General features: G+C 46.6%; 19 protein-coding genes and 1 pseudogene. 5 read left to right on the forward strand and 15 right to left on the reverse strand.

What is annotated here, in order from left to right; translation table 11 throughout:
* Nucleotides 1-144: 144 nt before the first annotated feature.
* Both MKY19_RS25285 and MKY19_RS25290 read left to right on the forward strand, forming a co-directional pair.
* On the forward strand, nt 145-1446 hold the full coding sequence (locus tag MKY19_RS25285) for an aminotransferase class I/II-fold pyridoxal phosphate-dependent enzyme (RefSeq protein WP_339798465.1): 1302 nt from the start codon (nt 145-147) through the stop codon (nt 1444-1446).
* A 148-nt stretch (nt 1447-1594) separates the two neighbouring features.
* A complete protein-coding gene (locus MKY19_RS25290; RefSeq protein WP_212567871.1) occupies nt 1595-1714 on the forward strand; it encodes a YjcZ family sporulation protein in 120 nt (39 codons plus the stop codon).
* Between the two features lie 143 nt (nt 1715-1857).
* Here MKY19_RS25290 and MKY19_RS25295 read toward each other — a convergent pair.
* The 6 genes and pseudogenes from MKY19_RS25295 to MKY19_RS25320 form a co-directional block, all read right to left on the reverse strand.
* Nucleotides 1858-3005, reverse strand: a pseudogene (locus tag MKY19_RS25295) (IS3 family transposase).
* Nucleotides 3006-3130: 125 nt separating this feature from the next.
* Complete coding sequence (locus tag MKY19_RS25300; protein ID WP_339798467.1) at nt 3131-4351, reverse strand: ABC transporter permease; 1221 nt, start codon at nt 4349-4351, stop codon at nt 3131-3133.
* A 1-nt stretch (nt 4352) separates the two neighbouring features.
* Nucleotides 4353-5099, reverse strand: a complete 747-nt coding sequence (locus MKY19_RS25305; protein WP_339798469.1) for an ABC transporter ATP-binding protein — start codon at nt 5097-5099, stop codon at nt 4353-4355.
* Complete coding sequence (locus MKY19_RS25310; RefSeq protein ID WP_339798471.1) at nt 5096-6598, reverse strand: DEAD/DEAH box helicase; 1503 nt, start codon at nt 6596-6598, stop codon at nt 5096-5098. The genes MKY19_RS25305 and MKY19_RS25310 overlap by 4 nt, the downstream gene beginning before the upstream one ends.
* A gap of 97 nt (nt 6599-6695) precedes the next feature.
* Nucleotides 6696-7472 carry an SDR family oxidoreductase gene (locus MKY19_RS25315; protein WP_076300333.1) on the reverse strand — a complete coding sequence of 259 codons (777 nt, stop codon included), beginning with the start codon at nt 7470-7472 and terminating at the stop codon, nt 6696-6698.
* 28 nt (nt 7473-7500) lie between these two features.
* Nucleotides 7501-7956, reverse strand: coding sequence for a chemotaxis protein CheX (locus tag MKY19_RS25320; RefSeq protein ID WP_042130872.1), 456 nt, complete (start codon nt 7954-7956; stop codon nt 7501-7503).
* A gap of 253 nt (nt 7957-8209) precedes the next feature.
* On the opposite strand from MKY19_RS25320, the gene MKY19_RS25325 reads away from it, so the two are divergent.
* Both MKY19_RS25325 and MKY19_RS25330 read left to right on the forward strand, forming a co-directional pair.
* Nucleotides 8210-9112, forward strand: coding sequence for a LysR family transcriptional regulator (locus tag MKY19_RS25325; RefSeq protein WP_042191539.1), 903 nt, complete (start codon nt 8210-8212; stop codon nt 9110-9112).
* Between the two features lie 69 nt (nt 9113-9181).
* Nucleotides 9182-9991 carry a histidinol-phosphatase gene (locus MKY19_RS25330; protein WP_076300334.1) on the forward strand — a complete coding sequence of 270 codons (810 nt, stop codon included), beginning with the start codon at nt 9182-9184 and terminating at the stop codon, nt 9989-9991.
* Between the two features lie 99 nt (nt 9992-10090).
* Here MKY19_RS25330 and MKY19_RS25335 read toward each other — a convergent pair whose 3' ends face one another.
* The 7 genes from MKY19_RS25335 to MKY19_RS25365 all read right to left on the reverse strand — a co-directional run bounded on the left by MKY19_RS25335 (nt 10091) and on the right by MKY19_RS25365 (nt 17599).
* Nucleotides 10091-10831, reverse strand: a complete 741-nt coding sequence (locus MKY19_RS25335; RefSeq protein ID WP_339798473.1) for an NADPH-dependent oxidoreductase — start codon at nt 10829-10831, stop codon at nt 10091-10093.
* Nucleotides 10832-11764: 933 nt separating this feature from the next.
* Nucleotides 11765-12307 (reverse strand): GNAT family N-acetyltransferase, encoded by a 543-nt coding sequence (locus MKY19_RS25340; protein WP_339798475.1) that lies wholly within the window; start codon nt 12305-12307, stop codon nt 11765-11767.
* A gap of 31 nt (nt 12308-12338) precedes the next feature.
* A complete protein-coding gene (locus tag MKY19_RS25345; protein WP_339798477.1) occupies nt 12339-13283 on the reverse strand; it encodes a metallophosphoesterase in 945 nt (314 codons plus the stop codon).
* Nucleotides 13284-13302: 19 nt separating this feature from the next.
* Nucleotides 13303-14094 (reverse strand): DUF3891 family protein, encoded by a 792-nt coding sequence (locus MKY19_RS25350; protein WP_339798478.1) that lies wholly within the window; start codon nt 14092-14094, stop codon nt 13303-13305.
* A 188-nt stretch (nt 14095-14282) separates the two neighbouring features.
* Nucleotides 14283-15047, reverse strand: coding sequence for a succinate dehydrogenase iron-sulfur subunit (gene sdhB, locus MKY19_RS25355; protein WP_042130877.1), 765 nt, complete (start codon nt 15045-15047; stop codon nt 14283-14285).
* A 75-nt stretch (nt 15048-15122) separates the two neighbouring features.
* Entirely contained in the window at nt 15123-16865 is a 1743-nt protein-coding gene (sdhA, locus tag MKY19_RS25360; protein ID WP_339798481.1) for a succinate dehydrogenase flavoprotein subunit, read from the reverse strand.
* 68 nt (nt 16866-16933) lie between these two features.
* Nucleotides 16934-17599 carry a succinate dehydrogenase cytochrome b558 subunit gene (locus tag MKY19_RS25365; protein ID WP_042130879.1) on the reverse strand — a complete coding sequence of 222 codons (666 nt, stop codon included), beginning with the start codon at nt 17597-17599 and terminating at the stop codon, nt 16934-16936.
* 401 nt (nt 17600-18000) lie between these two features.
* On the opposite strand from MKY19_RS25365, the gene MKY19_RS25370 reads away from it, so the two are divergent.
* Entirely contained in the window at nt 18001-18903 is a 903-nt protein-coding gene (locus MKY19_RS25370) for a LysR family transcriptional regulator (RefSeq protein ID WP_042191552.1), read from the forward strand.
* Between the two features lie 71 nt (nt 18904-18974).
* Here the strand turns inward: MKY19_RS25370 and MKY19_RS25375 are convergent, their stop codons facing one another.
* Both MKY19_RS25375 and MKY19_RS25380 read right to left on the reverse strand, forming a co-directional pair.
* Nucleotides 18975-19643 carry a TrkA family potassium uptake protein gene (locus MKY19_RS25375; RefSeq protein WP_042191554.1) on the reverse strand — a complete coding sequence of 223 codons (669 nt, stop codon included), beginning with the start codon at nt 19641-19643 and terminating at the stop codon, nt 18975-18977.
* 13 nt (nt 19644-19656) lie between these two features.
* Complete coding sequence (locus MKY19_RS25380) at nt 19657-20952, reverse strand: TrkH family potassium uptake protein (RefSeq protein WP_339271789.1); 1296 nt, start codon at nt 20950-20952, stop codon at nt 19657-19659.
* Nucleotides 20953-21049: the final 97 nt, after the last annotated feature.

The raw sequence follows: 21049 nt of genomic DNA on the forward strand, positions 1-21049 counted from the left end.
AGCGCTACGTATAGTGTAAAACTTAAACTTCCTTAAATTTTAAAAAAACGTATCTTTCCAAGTGACGGTTGCAAGTGGCGGTGATATAATGTTAGGCAATGTTAACAGTATGTATCCCCAAAGAACCCTGGAAGGATGAAACTGATGAATCCACTAGCTGGACAATTAAACGAAAGTATCAAAGCAGGAAATGAACATGTATATGATATGCTCTCTACGCTTGGCAAAGAAATTTACTTCCCTAAGGAGGGTATCCTGAGTCAATCTGCTGAAGCAGGAGCTCACGCCAAGAAATACAACGCAACCATCGGTATTGCTACCGAAGGCGGTGTACCTATGCACCTCGGTGTCATTCAGGATAAGCTTTCCGCTTACAGCCCTAAGGATCTGTATAGTTACGCTCCTCCAGCAGGTAAACCAGAACTGCGTACTGTATGGCGTGAAAAGATGCTGCGCGAAAATCCATCGCTAGAAGGTAAAACCATCAGCAATCCTGTTGTAACCAACGCCCTGACTCATGGGCTTAGCATTGTCGCTGACCTCTTCGCTGAGCCAGGTGACGCTATCATCTACCCAGATAAGAATTGGGAAAACTATGAACTAACCTTCGGAATTCGCCGCCATGGGGAGACCGTTAACTATCCGCTTTTTACAGAAGAAATGACCTTTAACAGTACGGGTCTTGAAGAAGCGCTACTGGCTCAAAAAGAACGCGGAAAAGCGATCGTTCTGCTGAACTTCCCTAACAATCCTACAGGATATACTCCAGGGATTAAGGAAGGCGATGAAATCGTCGCAGCTATCCTTCGTGCGGCTGAGGAAGGCATTAACGTGGTTGTCGTAAGTGATGATGCCTACTTCGGACTGTTCTTTGAAGACTCACTAAAGGAATCATTATTCGGTAAGCTTGCTCATCTGCACCCACGTGTGCTTCCAATCAAAATTGACGGTGCAACTAAAGAAGAATTCGTCTGGGGCTTCCGTGTTGGCTTCATCACTTATGCCTCGGAAGACAAGGATTTGCTGGCTGCATTGGAGCAAAAAACATTAGGCATCATTCGCGCCACTATTTCCAGCGGTGCACACCCATCACAGACCTTCGTATTGGATGCATTGAAATCTCCACAATTCGAAGAACAGAAGGAAGAGAAGTTCCAAATCATGAAGGGCCGTGCGAATAAAGTAAAAGCGCTGCTCGATAGCGGCAAATACGGCGATGATGTATGGACGTATTATCCTTTTAACTCCGGCTACTTCATGTGTCTGAAGCTGCATACTGTTTCTGCTGAAGCTCTTCGGCTTCACCTGATTCATAATTACGGACTGGGCACTATCGCTCTCGGTGAAACAGATCTGCGGATTGCTTTCTCTTGTATCGAAGAAGAACAGCTCGAAGATCTGTTTGATCTTGTATACGCAGGCGTTCGTGATCTGGAAAAAGCTTAACAAATCTTTCATATTCCTTCCAATCAGCTCCGTTTCTACGGGGCTGATTTTTTTCTGGACTCCTCCGGCATTGGCCTATACATGCTTCTCTCTCCGCACATACAATACGATGTACTCAAATACAACACACACCGAAAGGGGAATGAACATGAGCGAAGAAGTAAGAGGCGGATTTAACGGTTGTTGTGGCGGTGGATTCACAAGCACTGGCGCGATTCTGGTTCTCTTTATCCTGCTGGTAATCATCAGCCGTTCACTCTTTGTCTAACTAAAGATGACAGTCTCGGGAGAGAGCCTTGAGCTCTTTCCCTTTTCCAGTGGTACACCTCATTCCCCACACAAAAAAAGGCTTCCTCATCCGTAGAATCCTTGGTCATAGCCCCGTCAAGTAGACAGTAAAAAAGAAGCCTTTTAAGCGGCGATCTGGTTCCGGTACTCTTCCGGAGACAGGTCGCCGAGTTTTTTCTGGAAGCGTTCCTTGTTGTAATAAAGGATGTACTCCTTAACCAAATGTTCAGCATCTTCAAGATTCTTGGGTTTCTCCAAATACAATTTTTCGGTCTTTAGGTGAGAGAAGAATGACTCTATACAAGCATTGTCGTAGCAATTCCCCCGGCGGGAGTGGCTACCGACCAAACCCTTGTCCTCTAAAACCTGGGCATACGTCCGAGTCGTGTACTGAAAGCCCTGGTCAGAGTGCAGGAGAGCCTTTGAGTCTTGGAGAGATTTCACAGTATCTACCACTAGCTTCAAGTCATTACGGACAGAGATTCTCCAAGCCACAACCTCGTTGTTGTACAGATCCATCACTACAGATAAGTAGACAAACTCGTGGCCTGTACGGATATAGGTAATATCCGTGACTAACTTTTGCTGAAGAGCGTGGGCTGTGAATTTCTGGTTGAGTACGTTTGGAAATAAGACAGAAGGCTTACGCCCGGCAAACGGGCGTTTCTTGCGAATCACTGATTGGATGCCTAGCTCTCTCATCAACCTGCGAACTTTCTTATGGTTTACGGGAAATCCCTCTTTGCGAAGCGCTGTACGCATTCGCTTATAGCCATAGGTAGGACGTAGCTGATGAATGGCTAAGATATGTTCCTTAAGGTTCGCATCCTTCTCTTGGCGTGCTTCCCGCAGGTCAGAGGTCTTTTTCCATTTGTAGTATGCAGCCCGGGACAGTTCAGCCAGTTTGCACAGCCAAACAATCGGGTATCGCTCGCTCATTTCTTGAATGGATTGGCACCGGGTATTTGTATCCAACTTCCCTCCCCATGTAGATTGGGATTGAGCTTTTTTAAGTATTCGACCTGTGCCTTCAAATACGCGATTTCTTCGTCTTTACTATCAAAATGTTTCCTTCCACCTTTTCCGCGTCGGTCCTCAAAGGTCTCCCCACTTTTAAATTTACGTATCCACCTCACCAACTGAGCATCGCTCTTGATGTTGAGTTTTTCTAGAATTTGTGAATAGCTCATATGCTCCTCTAAGTGAAGTCGAACCGCCTCGTTCTTCAACTCTTCTGAATACTTCGTAAACGTCTGCCCTTTTTTAGCCATGAAAAATCCCCTCCGGTCGACTGTGTTAAACACATGATACCATGTGCTCTTTTTTCACTGTCAACCATGAGGGGATAATACCACCTCTACTTTTGAGAAAGCCTTTTTTATTTTGAAATAATCTCTTACAAATCCTCGTCAACCATCCGTGCTGCTTTGCGGGACAAGTATCCCTTAAACAGAAAGGATACCAGAATCCCTGCTGCAAAGGTACCAATCACTGGTAGTAGGCGGTCGCCTATAGAGGCTAAGAAAGGTAAACCAAGAATCAGTGCCACTACCAGATGCGCGCGGAATACGAATTGCGTTGTGTTATCCGCCTTACTGCCTTCAGGAAAGGGATACACTGTCAACCAAAAAGACTCACTATGCAATTTGCGGAGTGCCGACAATTGTACACCAATAATGAACAGGAAGAACAAATAGATGGCTGTACCGAAGTAACTGTCATGGTTCAACCAATTCAGCAGCAAAGCCAATACCGAAATCCGCATAATGATTCCGAAGATATCTCCTCGGGCGAAGCTTTTGGTCAGCAGATAGCGGTAAGCCGTATCCTTACGCCAAGGCAGCCGAGTCCCCCATTTGGAAAGATAACGACGAGGATATACCCGTTGCTCACGGCCCGGTACATCCACGAACCAACCCAGAACCATCAGGGCGCGTCCACCTTGATTTTTTTCCATGGCGATTAGTCTTTCCCAAGGTACGGCGTGGCGTCCAGGTACGGATAGTGCAACAAGATAGGCTGCTGCTAATAGCGCCATAAATATCAGGCTTCTACCGGCAGGCTGCCACAACCAAGCAGCAATAATTAATCCTCCTACTGCCCAGCGTAAGAAAGTGAATATGCCTGCCATCGGACGCGACAGCATAGCTATCTCTTTCCATAAGCCGTAACTCGCGATTAGCTTCACAGCAATCAGAATCAATATTGTAAATAACAGCCGCTTAGGCGAGTCATCTGTACGTATGTACAACGGCCAAAGGGTAATGAGAACAAATAACAATCGAACAATCTTCCATACGTTCCCACTCACCCACGAAGGTGCGAAATATTCCTTCATTCGATGTCCTTGAGGCAATAGAAAGATCGTATCCGGAGTCTGCAAATAGGTGCGGAAGCTGCTATTTACTGCTGCAGGCAGCAGTATTGCAAGCATAATCCAGCGGATGGGAATGCCTTCTGGCACATTCTGTAACAACGATGTATACCAAGCAGAGAAGACAATCAATACAAAGAGGAAGACCATAGCTACGCCGCTTTGAATGATATATCCCACATAAGGAAGCATACTTCCCATGAATCGACCTCGCCGCGTGCGCCGCAGCTCTTTCAAATCCATATTATTTCCCTCCCTGAACCAGCTCGTAGAACAGCTGCTCCAAAGTCAGCCCCTGTAGTCCAGTGGTTGCCGCAATTTCTGCCAGCGTTCCCTGAGCAATCACCTTACCTCTATGCAGCACAATAAAGCGGTCGCAATAATTCTCAATGGTAGAAAGAATATGAGAGCTAAGCAGAATAGAGGAGCCTGATCTTTTCAGATCCATCATGAAATCAAGCAGAGAGCGAATCCCGAGCGGATCCAGTCCTAAAAAGGGCTCATCGATCACATATAACGCAGGGCGTGCCACGAAAGCGCACATGATCATGACCTTCTGCTTCATCCCTTTGGATAGATGAGTCGACAACGTGTCCATCTTATCTTCCATATGGAACAGCTTGGCTAGATGTAAGGTGCGAGTTTCGTAGTCACTTTGTTCTACCCCATATGCTCTTGCTGTAAATTCAACATGCTCACGTACTGTCATTTCATCATACAGAAGAGGCGATTCAGGTACAAAACTCAAAGCATTGTGATATCCGATGGGATCTTCAGCACGAGTCTTACCCTTTACTGTGATATCGCCCTTATGGGGCGACATCAATCCTAGAATATGCTTCATGGTCGTACTTTTTCCTGCTCCATTTAAACCAATTAAACCAACCATCTCGCCAGGCTGCACCTGAAGTGCAATATCATGCAGCACCGGCTTATTCAGGCTGTATCCACCACTGAGGCCCGTAATTTGCAATACGGGAGAATTATTCATTGACCGTCACCTCTCGGAGTTTTGTCTTTCAACCACTTTGGTGCTCCTTTATTCTTACGGTTCTTCTCACGTTCCGCATTGCTGCTGCGTTTGCTTCGTGCAGGAGTAGCACCTCCACGCGCGCCTGCAGAAGGGTTCACACTGCGCTGAGAATCGCGCTGTGGTTCTACGCTTGCCTCACTTGTCTGGATCGTAGCCAGTCTTTTAACAGGTTGCTGCTCTGTGCTGGTTGTAGATGGCTGAGTTCCTGCATTCCCAGATGTTCGCGCCTGTGGCTTACTGCTGCGCGGAGAAGAAGTATCGCGGCGTTGTCCGCTGCTCTCATTTCGTCCCCGTCCACTATTCAAAGCGTTGCGCGCTTCATCTGCTGCTAGCACCTTGCCACCGACCATTTCCCGCTCTTCAAGGGCAATATCCAGTTCACGCGCAAATTTACGCATAATAAAGGTTTGCTGCTCTGTCACAATCGTTACGGATAATCCGCGTTTTCCCATCCGACCCGTACGACCCGCACGGTGTACATAATGCTCGGAATCAAAGGCAGGATCGAAGCTAACTACCAGTGACAAATTCTCAATATCCAATCCTCTGGCAGCTACATCACTGGCAACAAGCACACGGAATTTCCCTTCGCGGAAACGTGACAGTACATTACTGCGCGTTACTTTATCAGCATCACCGTAAAGTGCGGCTGCGGTCAGTCCAAGATGGTTTAGCTTAGCCTCTACCTCTGCAATATCATCAGTCGCATTCACGAACACAATCGCCTTATCTGGATTGTAATGACGAATGACCCGACGCAGCATGTCTATTTTGTTGCGTTCTTCCGTTACAACGTAATGATGCTCTAGACTCTCTGCTGTCATGACACCAGGAGCAATTCCAACCTCTGCCGGGTTCTTCATTTCACGATTTGCCAAGGCTTTCGTCTCCGGACCAATGGTTGCAGACAGCATAACGAGCTGGCGTGAACGCAGTGCGCTGCTAACAATTTTCGTTACCTCTCCGGCCCCGCTTAGCTGAAACATTTGGTCCGCTTCATCTAGAACAATCGTGCTGACTTCATGCATCTTTAACTTGCGAAGACCAATCAATTCACGAATCCGGCCAGGGGTTCCCACAACAAGCTGTGGATGCTCACGCAGTTTGTCAATCTGGCGTTTGATGGCTGCCCCGCCAATAAGACCCATTACTCGAATCCCACGGTGTTCGCCATAACGTTCCGCCTCACGTAAGATTTGCATCGCCAGCTCCTGTGTAGGGGCGAGCACCAGCTTTTGGACCACCTTCTGCTCCGGGTTGATCGTTTGAAGCAGAGGCAACAGATAGGCCAAGGTCTTACCCGTTCCAGTCTGGGAAGCAGCAATAACATCTCTTCCCTCCAGCAGAAGTGGAATCGTCTGCTCTTGTACAGGGGATGGAGCGTTAATACCGAATTCCGACAATCGGGCAACTAGGTCTTCCTGAATGCCGATAGCCGCAAAAGAAGCTTTATTCATAAGTGTAATTCATCCTTTTCGCTTGAGATAATATCTTCATTATATGCCAAAAAGGCCTCTCCACCAAATGGAAGGCCAATAATGCTGACGGCAGGCTCTATTTTCTGTTCATCGCATTATAAGTAAGCTTGTCCGCCAGGCGAGGAAACAGACCATAAAGCCGAATACCAAACCCTGCCAGACCCGGAAGATCAATCTCTTCTTTGCCAGTTTCCATGACCTTTACGATCTTGGAAGAGACATGTTCCGGTGTCATCATCATCCGAGCTACGCTCTTTTCATAATTGCCGGAAGGATCAGCCGTTTTGAAAAAATCAGTGGCAATGGGACCAGGGTTCACAGCCGAGACGATGATTCCGCTCTTCCGCAGCTCCTGACGGAGTGCATTCGTGAATCCAAGAACAGCATGCTTGGTGGCTGTATAGGCTACCGATTTGGCTGTACCGATCTTCCCTGCCATAGAAGCCACATTTACGATCTGGCCACTTCCCCGTTCTAACATATGTGGAACAACAGCCTTCGTACAGCGAACAATCCCCATATAGTTAACATCCATCATATCATCAAACTCATGAGGCTCCATCTCTGTAAAAGCGGCGAATTTACCGTACCCAGCATTATTTAGCAAAATATCAATTCTGCCGTAAGTCGCCAAAATTTGAGCAAAGGTCTCTTGTACACCGTCGGCATCTGTTACATCGCATGTATACAGTCCAAAAACGCCCGGAATACCGGCCGCCGTTTCTTTCAACTTCGCTTCGGAACGTGCCAAAAGGATCGGAATCGCACCTTGCTTACTAAGCATTTGTGCGGTTAATGCACCAATACCGCTGGATGCTCCTGTAATCACAACAACCTTATCTTTAAGTACCATAAAAAGTATTTCAGCTCCTAACTCTTGCCTAAGAGATCATCACCTGAATATCCATCTCTCCAACCCCATCCATCAACAATGGAATACTAAGTGCTCTGCGAGGCAAAAAGGACATGCTCTCAAGCTTCATAATTTGGGGAGGGCTTATATCCACTGAAACCCCCTGATTATATAGAATCGTACTAGCATTCCCACTGATCATATTGCCCAGCTCTGAAATTGCACTCTGACCCATCTCATCCATCTCCGTAATCACATAGCCGCCCATCATAATCGATACCATTCGCAAGGCTACCTGCTCTGCGATACCAAATATAATATTTCCGCTCAGCTGGCCTGTCATTCCCACTTGAATCCATATATGATTATCGATCAGTTCAATTTCTTTGATGCCTAAATTCCCAGTGGAAGGCGAGACCTGAATCACTTGTTCTATAACTGTCCGTGCAGATTCTAAAAACGGATTAATTACTTCTGCTTTCATGAAAGTCCTGTCTCCCCCTTTATCGTGCTTTAGTCATATACCAAAAGTCCCAAGTAATATGAATTTATTATACTTTATATATCGGCACAATTCAGCAAAAATTAATGTACATGTCGAATTCGAACCCAAGTTTGTTTATGTTGCAACATTGCTCTGTCGGGTATTATCTCCTATAATTTAAATCAAATGCCAACATGGAACGTAATTTTTCACCCCATCACTTTCATATTTGCTTGTCCAAAGGAGGTATTCCATGAACATCAGCCAGCTGGAGACACTAATAACGATCTCCAAAACGATGAGCTTTCGCAAGGCCGGAGAACTGCTTAACTTGACCCAACCAGCGGTTTCAGCACAAATCAAGAGCCTTGAAGAAGAGTTCAAAACACAGCTGGTTGACCGGAACCAGCCTGTTACGTTAACCGATCGAGGAACTGTATTTCTGGAGCATGCGGAACAAATTGTGACGATTGTCGAGGAGCTTAAACAGAGACTTGCGGACCTTGAAGATAATCCCCAAGGACATATTATTCTCGGCACTACTACCTCTATCGCCATTCAAATTTTGCCGCGTATTTTGTCCTATTTTAAAGACCAGTTCCCTCATATCAAAACATCTATTTCCTCTATGTCCTCGTCTCAAATTTATCAACATGTCGAGAATGGCATTGTCGATGTCGGCATTGGCTATTTGATCGGACGAAGTCCTAGTATGACTACTTCCATTCTTTATTATGATACATTCGAGTTGGTGGTCTCACCTAGACACCCCCTAGCTCAAGTTAAGACTGCAGGAATAGAAGCCCTAAACAAAACCCCGCTAATTCTGCTCTCACCGGATACAGTGGGCCGTAAATTTGCCGACGAGGTATTCTCCAAGCATGGCATAGAGCCACAGGTAATTATGGAACTGACCAGCAGCGAGGAAGTGAAACGGATGGTAGAACTCGATTTAGGTGCAGCCATTATTTCCAAGCAGTCAGTGACCGCTGAGGTACGAGCCGGTTCCCTCAAAATTGTGCCTATTATTGAATTGGAAGTCACACATCCTGTTGGCGTCATAACGAAGTCTGGAAAATACGTGAACTCAGCCATGAGACAGTTTCTCAGTGATCTCAAAGGTATGCCGGAGACACAATTTATTGGGTCTGAATAAAAAACACCCAATAGTGGAATCGATACTTCTGAGCTAATTGCATAACCTTGTTTAAAGGAGTTGATCTTGATGAAATTTGACCTGCATACACATCATTTTCGCTGTGGCCATGCTAATGGAACGATTAGAGATTATATCGAAGCCGGAATTTCAGCAGGTTTAGGGGTAATAGGCATTTCTGATCACACCCCATATTTCGGAAGCCCTTCCGAGCAAGCTTTTCCTCTAATTGCTATGGGTAAGTCCGAATTCTCAAACTATGTTGAGGAAGTCCTCTCCCTCAAAAAAGAATACGAAGGTGTAATCGACGTTCTGCTAGGTATTGAATCAGACTACTTCCCTGAGCATGCCGAGCTTTACCGCAAAACATTATCCGCCTACCCTTTTGATTATGTGATTGGATCGGTACATAGTGTTGGTGGCGTCAGTATCTTTAACAAGGGTCGCTGGAAAGGGCTTAGCAAAAATGAACAGATTCGTGTGAAGTCTGATTATTATCGATTGATTGCTGATTCCGCCCGCAGTGGCATGTTTCAAATTCTCGGACACATTGATGCGATGAAGGGAAATTATCCTGCTTTTTCAGAAATCCCTGCTCCAAAGCCAATTGATGACTGTCTGCAAGTAATTAGTGAATGCGGCGTGGCGATCGAAATTAATACCTCAGGCGGAACCAAGCTGGTTGGCGGTTGGTATCCCTCAGAAGATATACTGGAGCGTGCACATCATTTTGGCGTTGAGGTTACTTTCGGTTCGGATGCGCATAAGCCGTCCCGAGTCGCAGAAGACCTAGATGCGGTAGCTGCACAGCTAAAAGCGATAGGTTTTACACATTGGGTTTATTACAAGCAGCGCGAGAAAATTAAAGTTTCACTATAAAGATTTCTTATATTTCGAACAAATGCACCAAGCGTTATTGGTTTAGGGGTAGGGTTACCCTCCGTTAAACCAATCTCCGCTTGGTGCATTGTCGTTTATTTATAGGTTGTCGCAGGTAAACCCTTGCTGCTTCAGTGTGCGCTTCGCATCCCCATATTCCGGGTTGATATCGTAAAAATGAGCAATCGTGCTCGTCCAATCTCTCTCCGTTAATCCCTGCTGCTGCAAATATTCATGGTGGGTTTGATTATACGCCTCCAGGAGGCCTTCCACAGCCGGATTGTATTGTTCCTCATGAAACACCGCTTCCAGCGGCAGCCGCGGCTTCTGTGCGGTCTCTTCGGCTGGATATCCAACACAGAGCCCGACGATAGGAAATACGTACTCCGGCAGCTTCAACAGATCAATAACGCCTGCTGTATTGCGCCGGACACCCCCAATAGGGATGATCCCAAGTCCCATGGATTCTGCCGCTGCAATCGCGTTAGCCACTGAGATACCAACATCTGTAGCTCCAACGAGCAGAGCATCTACATCTTTTACCGCTTCAAAAGACTTGCCTTCCATTTTACTTGCTAATTTCGCTCTATAGAAGTCCATGCAGAACACCAGAAAGATGGGGGCTGCTGCTACATGCTTCTGATTGCCGCACAAGACCGAAAGCTGCTGCTTACGTGCAGGATCCTTGATAGCTATAATGGAGACCTGCTGTCCATGAACCCATGAGGGCGCTGCTTGGGCCGATTCGATCATTATCTTTAGCTTATCCGGCTCCACTTGTAGATCAGAATACTGCCGGAAAGAACGGTGATTCATTAACGTCTGTATTACATCATTCAAAATGTTACGCCTCCTTCTCAATTCATTCGACTGTTTGTTAATCATAAACGATCGGATTAGGTCCTGACAAAAAAAATGGACCCGAATCATCGGGTCCCAAAGCAGTATATTTTTAAAAGGGGGTCATGTACTTAGTTTAACCGGACACTGTTAGAGTTTCATAACGGCATTATTTCATTTGTGTAACAATGTGAATACTTTTACTACATGCCGGACCAAGGCGGCGAACAGCACCGTCAGGCCCCTCCTTAGCCAAGGCACCACCCGAAGGCACTGTCCGCCGCCTCTAATCCCTCATAAAGCAAAAAGAGCGCCCATAAGGCACTCTCAATGCTTAATCTGCAACCGTCTAAGAATAACTACTCCGCTCATTTGACACCCCGTCGGGTACCTCTAGGAAGATAGACGATTTCCTGCTAGTTAGCCTCTTCCACTAGTTTGACGTTACCAAGGAAGAAACGCAGGACAACGGCAGATTTTTTGCTAGTCCGCCAAGACAAGCAAAATATAGCATACTGACCAATAATTTGTAAACAACAATATTATTCCTACACCTAAAATCAAAAATTCCGTTACCCCTAAAATCAAGGAAAACGGAACCGGAAAGAGGCACTTTTGGTTTTTGAACCCCCTCTGATAGTAAGGTGAGGGGGTGGAGCAACACCGCGCCCCGTCTGCATTCTTTCGATTTTTCTTTGATCAAAGTTTGACCATTACTGACCTTTATTGACTAACCCACGATAACTCCTTCGTCCTCCCCCGCCCTGCCGGATCAGCAGCGCGAAAAAGGGAAGAATCAGCCCGGGTCAAGCCCGGTGACGATGATCAGTCACCTCTCCGTAATCCCCTATGCCATGGGAAGCACCTGGGAATCTCCAACTGCGACTAACTACAGCTTATCCCAACTAGTAAATTCTTGCAATTGCAAAATTATCATTCGTGCAATAAACTGAATACTTTCATTACATCGTCCAAGGAGCCTACTCTGGGCATCACTCGCTCCAGCATCATGCCGTTCTTAAGCATCACACGTTCGGATCTAATATTATCTCCTCGGCAGCGCCCTTCGATCCGTGTGATTCCAAGCGTATGAACACTGTAATTTAAAAATAAGCCAACCGCCTCTGTCGCCAATCCGCCTCCCCAGTACGCCGGGTCTAGCATATATCCTAAAGTGGCCTTGCCCTCACGGCGGTTCCAATGCTGTAAAGCAACAATACCGATCAACTTCTGCCGCTCCTTCAAATAGATACCCGCATGTAATGCGCAAGGATCGAATGCGAATAACATCCGGTTCACCAGCTTCTCCACCTGAGCAAGTTCTGATCCAGCTCCGGTGCGTATTTGAATATGAGCCTGCACTTCTGGGTGGGAGAGCAGTTGCTGCAAATGACGGGCATCCTCGGGCGGAATCATCCTAAGGTCAACCGCCACACCTTGTTGCGTCTGGAACGATACTGCCTCATAAGTGCTCATACTCTCTCCTCCATGCAGCTAAAATATCAGCCTATTCATCCGATGAATGGTGCAATGTCAGCACCGTTAATTCAGGCCTACATAGAAAACGAAAAGGCATGACTGTTTCGCCAAAACCTCTATTCACATACACTGGCATGCGCTTGGTATCTGTATAATACAATCCATTTATGTACTTTTGAGACCCATAAGGGGTGAATGGCGCACCTACAAACGGCAGGCGAATCTGTCCTCCATGGCTGTGCCCGGATAGCTGTAGGTGAAAGGAATGAGCCTGTGCTATATCAGCATAATCCGGTTCATGCATCATCAGAACGGTAAAGGTTCCTGCAGGCACACCCTTGAGTGCCTTCACAGGGTCAGGCTCGCCATGCAGCAGATCATCCAGTCCGGTCACAGCCATAACTGCCCCGCCTCTTTTTAGAAGATAGGTTTCATTCCTTAGCACCCGGAACCCAGCAGATGTAAACAACTCGATAATCCGCTTCGTATTCTTGAAATCATGGTTGCCTAGCACCGCATATTTTCCTAGTGGAGCATTCAGCTCTGCCAATACAGGTATGGCATCTACAAGATCCTCAGGGTTGCTGTCCACGATGTCGCCTGTAAAGCATATAAGATCCGGTTCCTCCTTAGCGATACGCTCTGCAAGTCGAGCCAGATCACGGGCATCCTTATTAAACCCAAGGTGAGTATCACTGAAATGGACAACCTTCATGCCTGAAAAAGCAGAGGGAATATCTTTAAAGGACAACTTCAGCTTAGTAACCTGAATCCAGTTGGGCTCCCCTTGCCAAGCGTAACCACTTGTGAGCAAGCCTGCGCCGATTACAGTAGCCGCACCTCGAACCAGGAATTGCCGGCGGGTCATTGTTGTCTTGCCCTTAGATTGACGTCCAGAGGCGCTAGAGTGGATGTCTTTACCTGAATGATTATTTTTCTTATTGGGAGAAGCCCCAGACGATTGTATCTTCATACGGAGTTTCTCCTTCCCTTCAGCTTTCGTTTAGAGCCGTCAGTATAATTCGACATTCTTCCTCTGGCGTATCACGGTATGCGGGTGCGATGCCTCTCTTAGCAATTTCTGATTGTTGGACTCGTTTCAGCATAAAGGCTACTTCCACCGTCTTCTGAAAGGGAAAAGGATCCAGCACTAACGTTGACTTATCTTTCCACTCCACGGTTATCGTACGACCTGAAGTAAAACTGAAATCTTCACTGCCAGAGAATCCTTCACGCCACCATGGATGCTCCTCAGATTTCGGGCTACCCGGTTCATTTAAAGCCAAATATAGAGATAAGTCATCGCAGAATTCCAAAAGACGGGCATCATAATACAGCTCATCTTCACCAATCGGTTTGGATACTTCCAGTTCTCGGTGAATACGGGATCTACGTTCCTCTTCATGCTCTTGATATAAAGTCAGTTCTGGATAATCCAGTCCCGAAATCTTAATGAGTCGTTCAAAATGCAAGCTGCACAAAAGCGCTCCGTAAGGTGTCCGCGCTTCGATCTCATCAAGTCCTCGCTTATAAAAGGTCAGCTTCGGCACTACAGGAAAATCAATAAAGCTGTAAGGCGCGTGTTCCGCATCGTTCCAAAAGGGCGTCTCATCCAGATCAATCCAGCCCCGGTCATGTTCAGCTACCGCCCAAAGCACCTCATCCCGGCGTCCTTCTTCTGGCACATGCTCTTCCTTAAACCAAATGGCAAGCTCTCCAGCTAACTTCCCGTGATCATGCTGTTTAACCATTACAATTGCTCCATCATGCTCCCGACAAATCACGATTATTCCTCCCTGTTGTTCCACACCTAACGTACGTTAACAATGGATATTATAGCATATGCTATTCATTCTTCTGAGCTAGACGAATTTCCTATTCCCTACCAATTATAAACAAAAAAGCTATCCTCAGCGAATATAAATCCACCATTGAGGATAGCTCAATATTAAAGATCCGGCGGTACTACTTATTACACACCTAACCAGCGTTTGAACATATGTTTTGTCGTCTGCTTATTAATTTCTGCAATGGAGGTGGTAAGAGGAATACCTTTTGGACAAGCGCGCACACAGTTCTGTGAGTTACCACAACCGTCAATACCGCCATCTTCCATCAATGCGTCCAATCTTTCATCCGCATTCATTTCACCCGTAGGATGAGCATTGAACAGGCGTACTTGAGAGATGGCTGCGGGTCCGATGAAATCCGTCTTCTCGTTGACATTCGGACAAGCTTCCAAGCATACGCCGCAAGTCATACACTTAGATAATTCATAAGCCCACTGCCGTTTCTTCTCCGGCATACGTGGTCCCGGCCCAAGGTCATACGTACCATCGATTGGAATCCAGGCCTTTACTCGTTTAAGTGCGTTGAACATCCGGGTACGGTCAATCACTAAGTCACGCACCACCGGAAATGTCTTCATTGGCTCAATGCGTACAGGTTGTTCCAGATTGTCTATAAGCGCTGCGCAGGCTTGGCGAGGTTTGCCGTTGATCACCATCGAGCAAGCTCCGCATACTTCTTCTAGACAGTTGGAATCCCAGCATACCGGAACGGTGCTGTCACCTTTGGCATTCACAGGGTTACGCTGAATTTCCATCAAAGCACTGATTACATTCATACCCGGACGATAAGGGAGCTCAAATTCCTCAACATAAGATGAGCTTTGTGGATCGTCCTGGCGGGTGATGATAAACTTTACGTTTTTGGGAGCTGTAGCAGTTTCCGCCATAATGGTTCCCTCCTCAAATTGCCTAATTTTATTTCATTAAGCTTGCCTCGCAAGCTGTTTCACTGCTGGGAAAGATTAATCCTTCGAATAATCACGGACCCGTGGAGGGATCAGTGAGACATCGACTTCGTCGTAAGTGATTTGCGGACCGTCTGCAGTCCAAGCTGCTTTCGTGGTCTTCAAGAATTCCTCATCATTACGATCCGGGAATTCCGGCTTGTAATGAGCGCCGCGGCTCTCATTGCGCATAAGCGCTCCCAGTGTCATCGCTTCGGACAGCTCCAGCATGTTCCATAGCTGACGGGTGAAAGCTACACCTTGGTTATTCCAGCGTGACGTATCGTTCATATTGATATTGCGATAGCGTTCTTTAAGCTCTTTGATTTTGCCAATGGTCGCTTCCAGCTTCGGATTGTGCCGTACAACCGTCATATTGGCGGTCATCCATTCGCCCAGTTCCTTGTGAATCACATAAGCATTCTCTGTACCTGACATCGCTAGCAGAGACTCATATTTGTCCGTCTGCTTTTTGTGGAAGCTATCATAGACAGAAGAAGAGATATCTTGTGACGATTTCTTCAGACCTTTGATGTATTCAACAGCCTTTGGTCCAGCAACCATACCACCGTAAATGGCAGATACCAGAGAGTTAGCGCCTAGACGATTCGCTCCATGATATTGGTATTCACATTCGCCTGCCGCAAACAGACCAGGAATGTTTGTCATTTGGTTGTAATCAACCCACATACCGCCCATGGAATAGTGCACAGCCGGGAAGATTTTCATCGGTATTTTACGCGGGTCATCCCCCATGAATTTTTCGTAAATTTCAATAATCCCGCCAAGCTTCACGTCCAGCTCTTTCGGGTCCTTGTGAGAGAGATCCAAATACACCATGTTCTCACCGTTAATGCCCAGCCCTTGATCCACACACACATTAAAAATCTCACGTGTAGCAATATCGCGCGGCACCAAGTTACCATAGGCTGGATATTTCTCTTCAAGGAAATACCACGGCTTTCCATCTTTATAAGTCCAGATGCGGCCGCCTTCACCACGTGCTGATTCCGACATTAAGCGGAGCTTGTCATCTCCTGGAATAGCCGTTGGGTGAATCTGTATAAATTCTCCGTTGGCATAATGTACGCCCTGTTGGTACACCGCACTTGCTGCTGTGCCCGTATTAATTACGGAGTTCGTTGTTTTACCAAAAATAATACCAGGCCCGCCGCTAGCCAAAATAACAGCGTCTGCAGGAAAAGTCTCAATCTCCATCGTCTTGAGATTCTGGGCACTTATGCCGCGGCATACACCTTCGTCGTCGACGATGGCCGAGAGGAACTCCCAGTTCTCACGTTTCGTTACAAGACCTTCGGACTCCCAGCGGCGCACTTGCTCATCCAGCGCATACAAAAGCTGTTGGCCTGTCGTTGCGCCAGCAAATGCAGTGCGGTGACGCTTCGTTCCGCCGAAACGACGGAAGTCGAGTAATCCCTCAGGTGTGCGGTTGAACATTACGCCCATCCGGTCCATAAGGTGGATGATACCCGGTGCTGCTTCACACATCGCCTTGACCGGTGGCTGATTCGCCAGGAAGTCACCGCCGTAAACGGTATCGTCGAAGTGCTCCCAAGGAGAGTCGCCCTCCCCTTTCGTATTTACCGCGCCGTTGATGCCGCCTTGCGCACAAACGGAGTGTGATCTTTTTACAGGCACTAATGAGAATAATTGAACATGCGCACCGGACTCCGCTGCCTTGATGGTAGCCATCAGGCCGGCCAGACCGCCACCCACGATAATGATATTTGCTGTTGCCATGATAGTTCACTCCCTTTATTGAAAATATCAGAAAGGATTCTGGAATCTAGTCCTGAGAGGATAATTACTTAGATGAAAGTCTTTATGGACTGAGCTATGGAAGCTGCGGTTTGAAATTCAGCATCACGGAAAGTGACTAGCGAAATGAGGAACATAAACGTTACAAGAACAAATATACCGAGACAAAGGTAAGAGGATACCCGCTGTGAACGAGGTCCTACCGTGATTCCCCAGCTGATCAAGAAAGACCATAGGCCGTTTGAGAAGTGAAAGCATGCTGCAACGATACCGATAATGTACAGTGTCAACATCAGTGGTTGAGTCACGATATCATGCATCAGACCGCCCAGCTCTTCATGCTCTACACTACCAACTGCCACCTGAACCCGGGTTTGGAACAAATGCCAGACTATAAAGATAAAGGTAATAATTCCTGTAATGCGTTGCAGCGTATAACGCCAGTTTCTTTCAATGTTGAAACGGTTCAAGTTCGGCTTGGATTGATAGGCAATATACAGTCCATATACGCCATGGTACAGCAGAGGTAGCCATATACCGAACAATTCCAGGAAGAAGACAAGCGGCAGGCTGTTCAGCCATATCACGCTGTCAGTGAAACCGGAAGCGCCACCCTCTACAGCCGCAAAATTCGTCATCATGTGCTCAATGAAGAAAGCTCCAAGCGGGATAACGCCTAGCAAGGAATGAATCTTTCTGGAATAAAATCCTTTCATACAAAGTAACCCCTTTCCGATTAAAACAGCGTTTTCATTATTGTGTATTCACCGCCGGAACTACATTTGACACAGGATAACGTAGACTATGTCATGACAAAACGTCTATATTTACCGCTATCCTTGGTTTCCCGGACTTTGTTTTCTTTTTCACAAAATGTGAATATCTTGTGTCACTTTTCATGTTACTCCTTTTTCCCTTATAAGGGAATTGCAATCTAATTATTAAACGTTATACAATAAACGCATAAGAATAGATTTTATATGATAATAATTCTCATTTAGAGAAACAACATTTTCCGACAAATCTTTTATTTCCTTATGGAGCAAGAAGTATTGTCTTCATGGCTATGAATTTCGTCACTACTGTTTATAGATTGCACTACGAGAGGAACATAAATATGTTTGACGATTTAGATGTTTTTGCAGCGGTTGTGGAGCACTCCAGCTTGAATCGGGCTTCCCGCCAGCTCAATCTGTCCCAACCTGCCCTATCTCGTAAAATCTCCAAGCTGGAAGAACGACTGGGTGTCGCGCTATTTAATCGTTATGGCAAGCGACTGGAGTTAACCGAGGTTGGGCGTCTTACTTATTCCTACGCACTTGAACAACGGCAGCAGCGCTCTAAATTTCTGGAGGCTTTGTCTAAATACAAAGAAGGCGAGCCTAAGCTCGTCACCTTAGGGGCGTCACTTACCTCACTGCAGACCACTCTGCCTCCACTAGTTAACGCATATATGGAGAAATACCCAACTGCGGAGCTGAAGCTAATCACAGGCCGAACACATGAAATTGTCTCCTCTGTCAGTGAAGGAAAGTCAGATATAGGTCTGATCGCTTCCTCTATTCAAGAACCTGGACTGCGCTGTATTTCTCTGTTTGAGGATCAGCTTCGACTGGTTGTTTCTGAGCATCATCCTCTGAATCAATCTACCAAGCTAACCATGGATGATCTGTCCCGACTGCCTATGATCCTGTTCTCCAAAGGCACCTGGTACCGCCGTCTAACAGACGATCTGTTCCAGCGCTGTGGAATTGATCCAGACGTTCGGATGGAGATTGACTCCTTCGAAGCCATCGTGCGGCTGCTGCCGACAGTCAATGTGGCAGCGTTACTGCCCAAGTCTTATCTGCGTCCGCAGCTGTTAAACGGCGGTGGGCTGGTCTCTCTGCATATTAAGGAGCTAGAGCAGACTCAGCGAACTACCTGTCTGATTTACCGTGACGATGGGAGCCTGAGCACAGCGGCCCGCAGCCTCGTGCAGGTCACAGAAGAGATGTTTCTGACGGAACGAGAGAAATAGTACATACCTCTGCGTGCAGCCTTAATTTAAAAAGCCCTCCGTCCCATGTAAAGGACGGAGGGCTTATCTATTTAATCTTGGTTTACAACTTCATCCTCAAATCGATCAATACTTTCATTAGAACCAATGAGTACCATAACGTCGCCCTCACTCAAATGATCATGTGCCGTTGGAGCCACTATAATTCCACTTTCCCGGTTCAGGGCAACAATACTGCAGCCATATTTCGCTCTTGTATTTAAATCTGACAAGCTTTTCCCGTTCATGCAAGACGGAACGGTTAGCTCGACGATTTTATAATCCTTGGACAGTTCAATATAATCCAGCAAATTGGGTGTCACGAGCTGATGTGCCACACGAATGCCCATATCCCGCTCCGGAAAAATAACCCGGTCCACGCCCAGCCTGGACAACGCACGACCATGAAGGATCGAGATCGCCTTGGCTACTACTTGCTTGACTCCAATCTCTTTTAACAAAATCGCCGCCAGAATACTTCGTTCCATATTGTCGCCAATCGCAACAATCCCACAGTCAAAGTTCCGTACGCCAAGCGAGCGCATAATTCCTTCATCTGTAGCATCAGCCACTACCGCATGCGTCAGGTGATCGCTCATTTCCTCCACACGCTCCTCATGGTGATCAATGCCGAGCACCTCGTAGCCCATTTCCATCAGCTCAAGTGCAAGGCTTGAGCCAAAGCGGCCTAAACCGATTACTACAAATTGCTGTGCTTTCATTTCGGATTAACTCCTATCCAATAATTATTTTACCTTCTGGGTGCTTATACAATGGTTTACCCTGTTTAGGTCCAAGCGCATACACTAATGTTAATGGACCTAGCCGACCTGCAAACATGGTCAGACAGATCAGAATCTTGCCGAAGATAGACAGTTCAGGTGTCAGCCCCATGGTTAGTCCCACCGTGGCAAAAGCTGAGGTCGTCTCAAATAATATCGCTAAGAAATTACTATCCTCTGTTGTGGACAGTAACATCGACACCGTGAGGACCAATAGCAAAGCGAGTAATGTTAACGTCAACGCTTTATAGATACGCTCCTGCGCCAATCGGTAACGGAACAGTACAACATCTTCACGTCCGCGCAGCATCGCGATTACTGCACCAATCATAATCGTAAAGGTTGTAGTCTTGACCCCGCCACCTGTTGATCCTGGAGATGCACCAATAAACATAAGAATAACCATAAAGAACTGTGAGGCTTGCCGCAGTCCGGCAATATCCACCGTATTGGCGCCAGCGGTTCGGGGCGATACCGACTGAAAGAATGCCGATAATATTTTGCCGCCGAAATTTAAATTCCCCAGTGTGCGCTGATTCGTAAATTCAAATATAAAAATAACCAAAGCGCCGATAAGAATAAGCCCTGCAGTGGTGGAGAGTACAACTTTGCTATGCAAAGATAATTTACGTTTGACACGAAACTCCACCAGATCCGACATGACAATAAAACCAATACCGCCAGAGACAATCAGAAACATCACCACGATGTTCACTAGCGGGTCATATACATAATCGGTTAAACTCCGGAAATCCCCGAAAATATCAAATCCAGCATTATTAAACATAGACACCGCATGAAATATTCCAAAATAAATGGCCTTTCCCAGTGGCATATCAAACGCCCAGCGTAAGGACAGAAGCACCGCTGCACAGCCTTCGATGACCAAGGAATAAATAAGTACTCTCCGGATCAGTCGAACAATCCCCTCCATTGAGCCTTGGTTCATTGCTTCCTGAAGGATCAGTCTGTCCCGCAAGGAAATTTTGCGTTTCATCATCATGGCAAATAAGGTCGCCATTGTCATAAACCCTAAGCCGCCCACCTGGATAAGCACCATAATTACGGTTTTCCCAAAAATGGTGAATGTCGTCCCGGTGTCCAGCACCACAAGTCCCGTCACACAGGTGGCCGATGTTGCAGTAAACAACGCATCAATAAAACTAACAGCATTCCCGCTGGTACTCGAAATGGGAAGCATTAGCAGCAAGGCTCCAATCAGAATGATCGATGCAAAACCAAGCACCATAATCTGAGGCGGAGAGAGCTTCAGGAACTTTGATTCAGAAACCCTGCGAAACTGTGAAGCCACTACGCTCACCCTCTTATCAAAATTTAAAGAATTC

This window comes from Paenibacillus sp. FSL R5-0744, assembly GCF_037972555.1.
Classification (GTDB): domain Bacteria; phylum Bacillota; class Bacilli; order Paenibacillales; family Paenibacillaceae; genus Paenibacillus_AQ.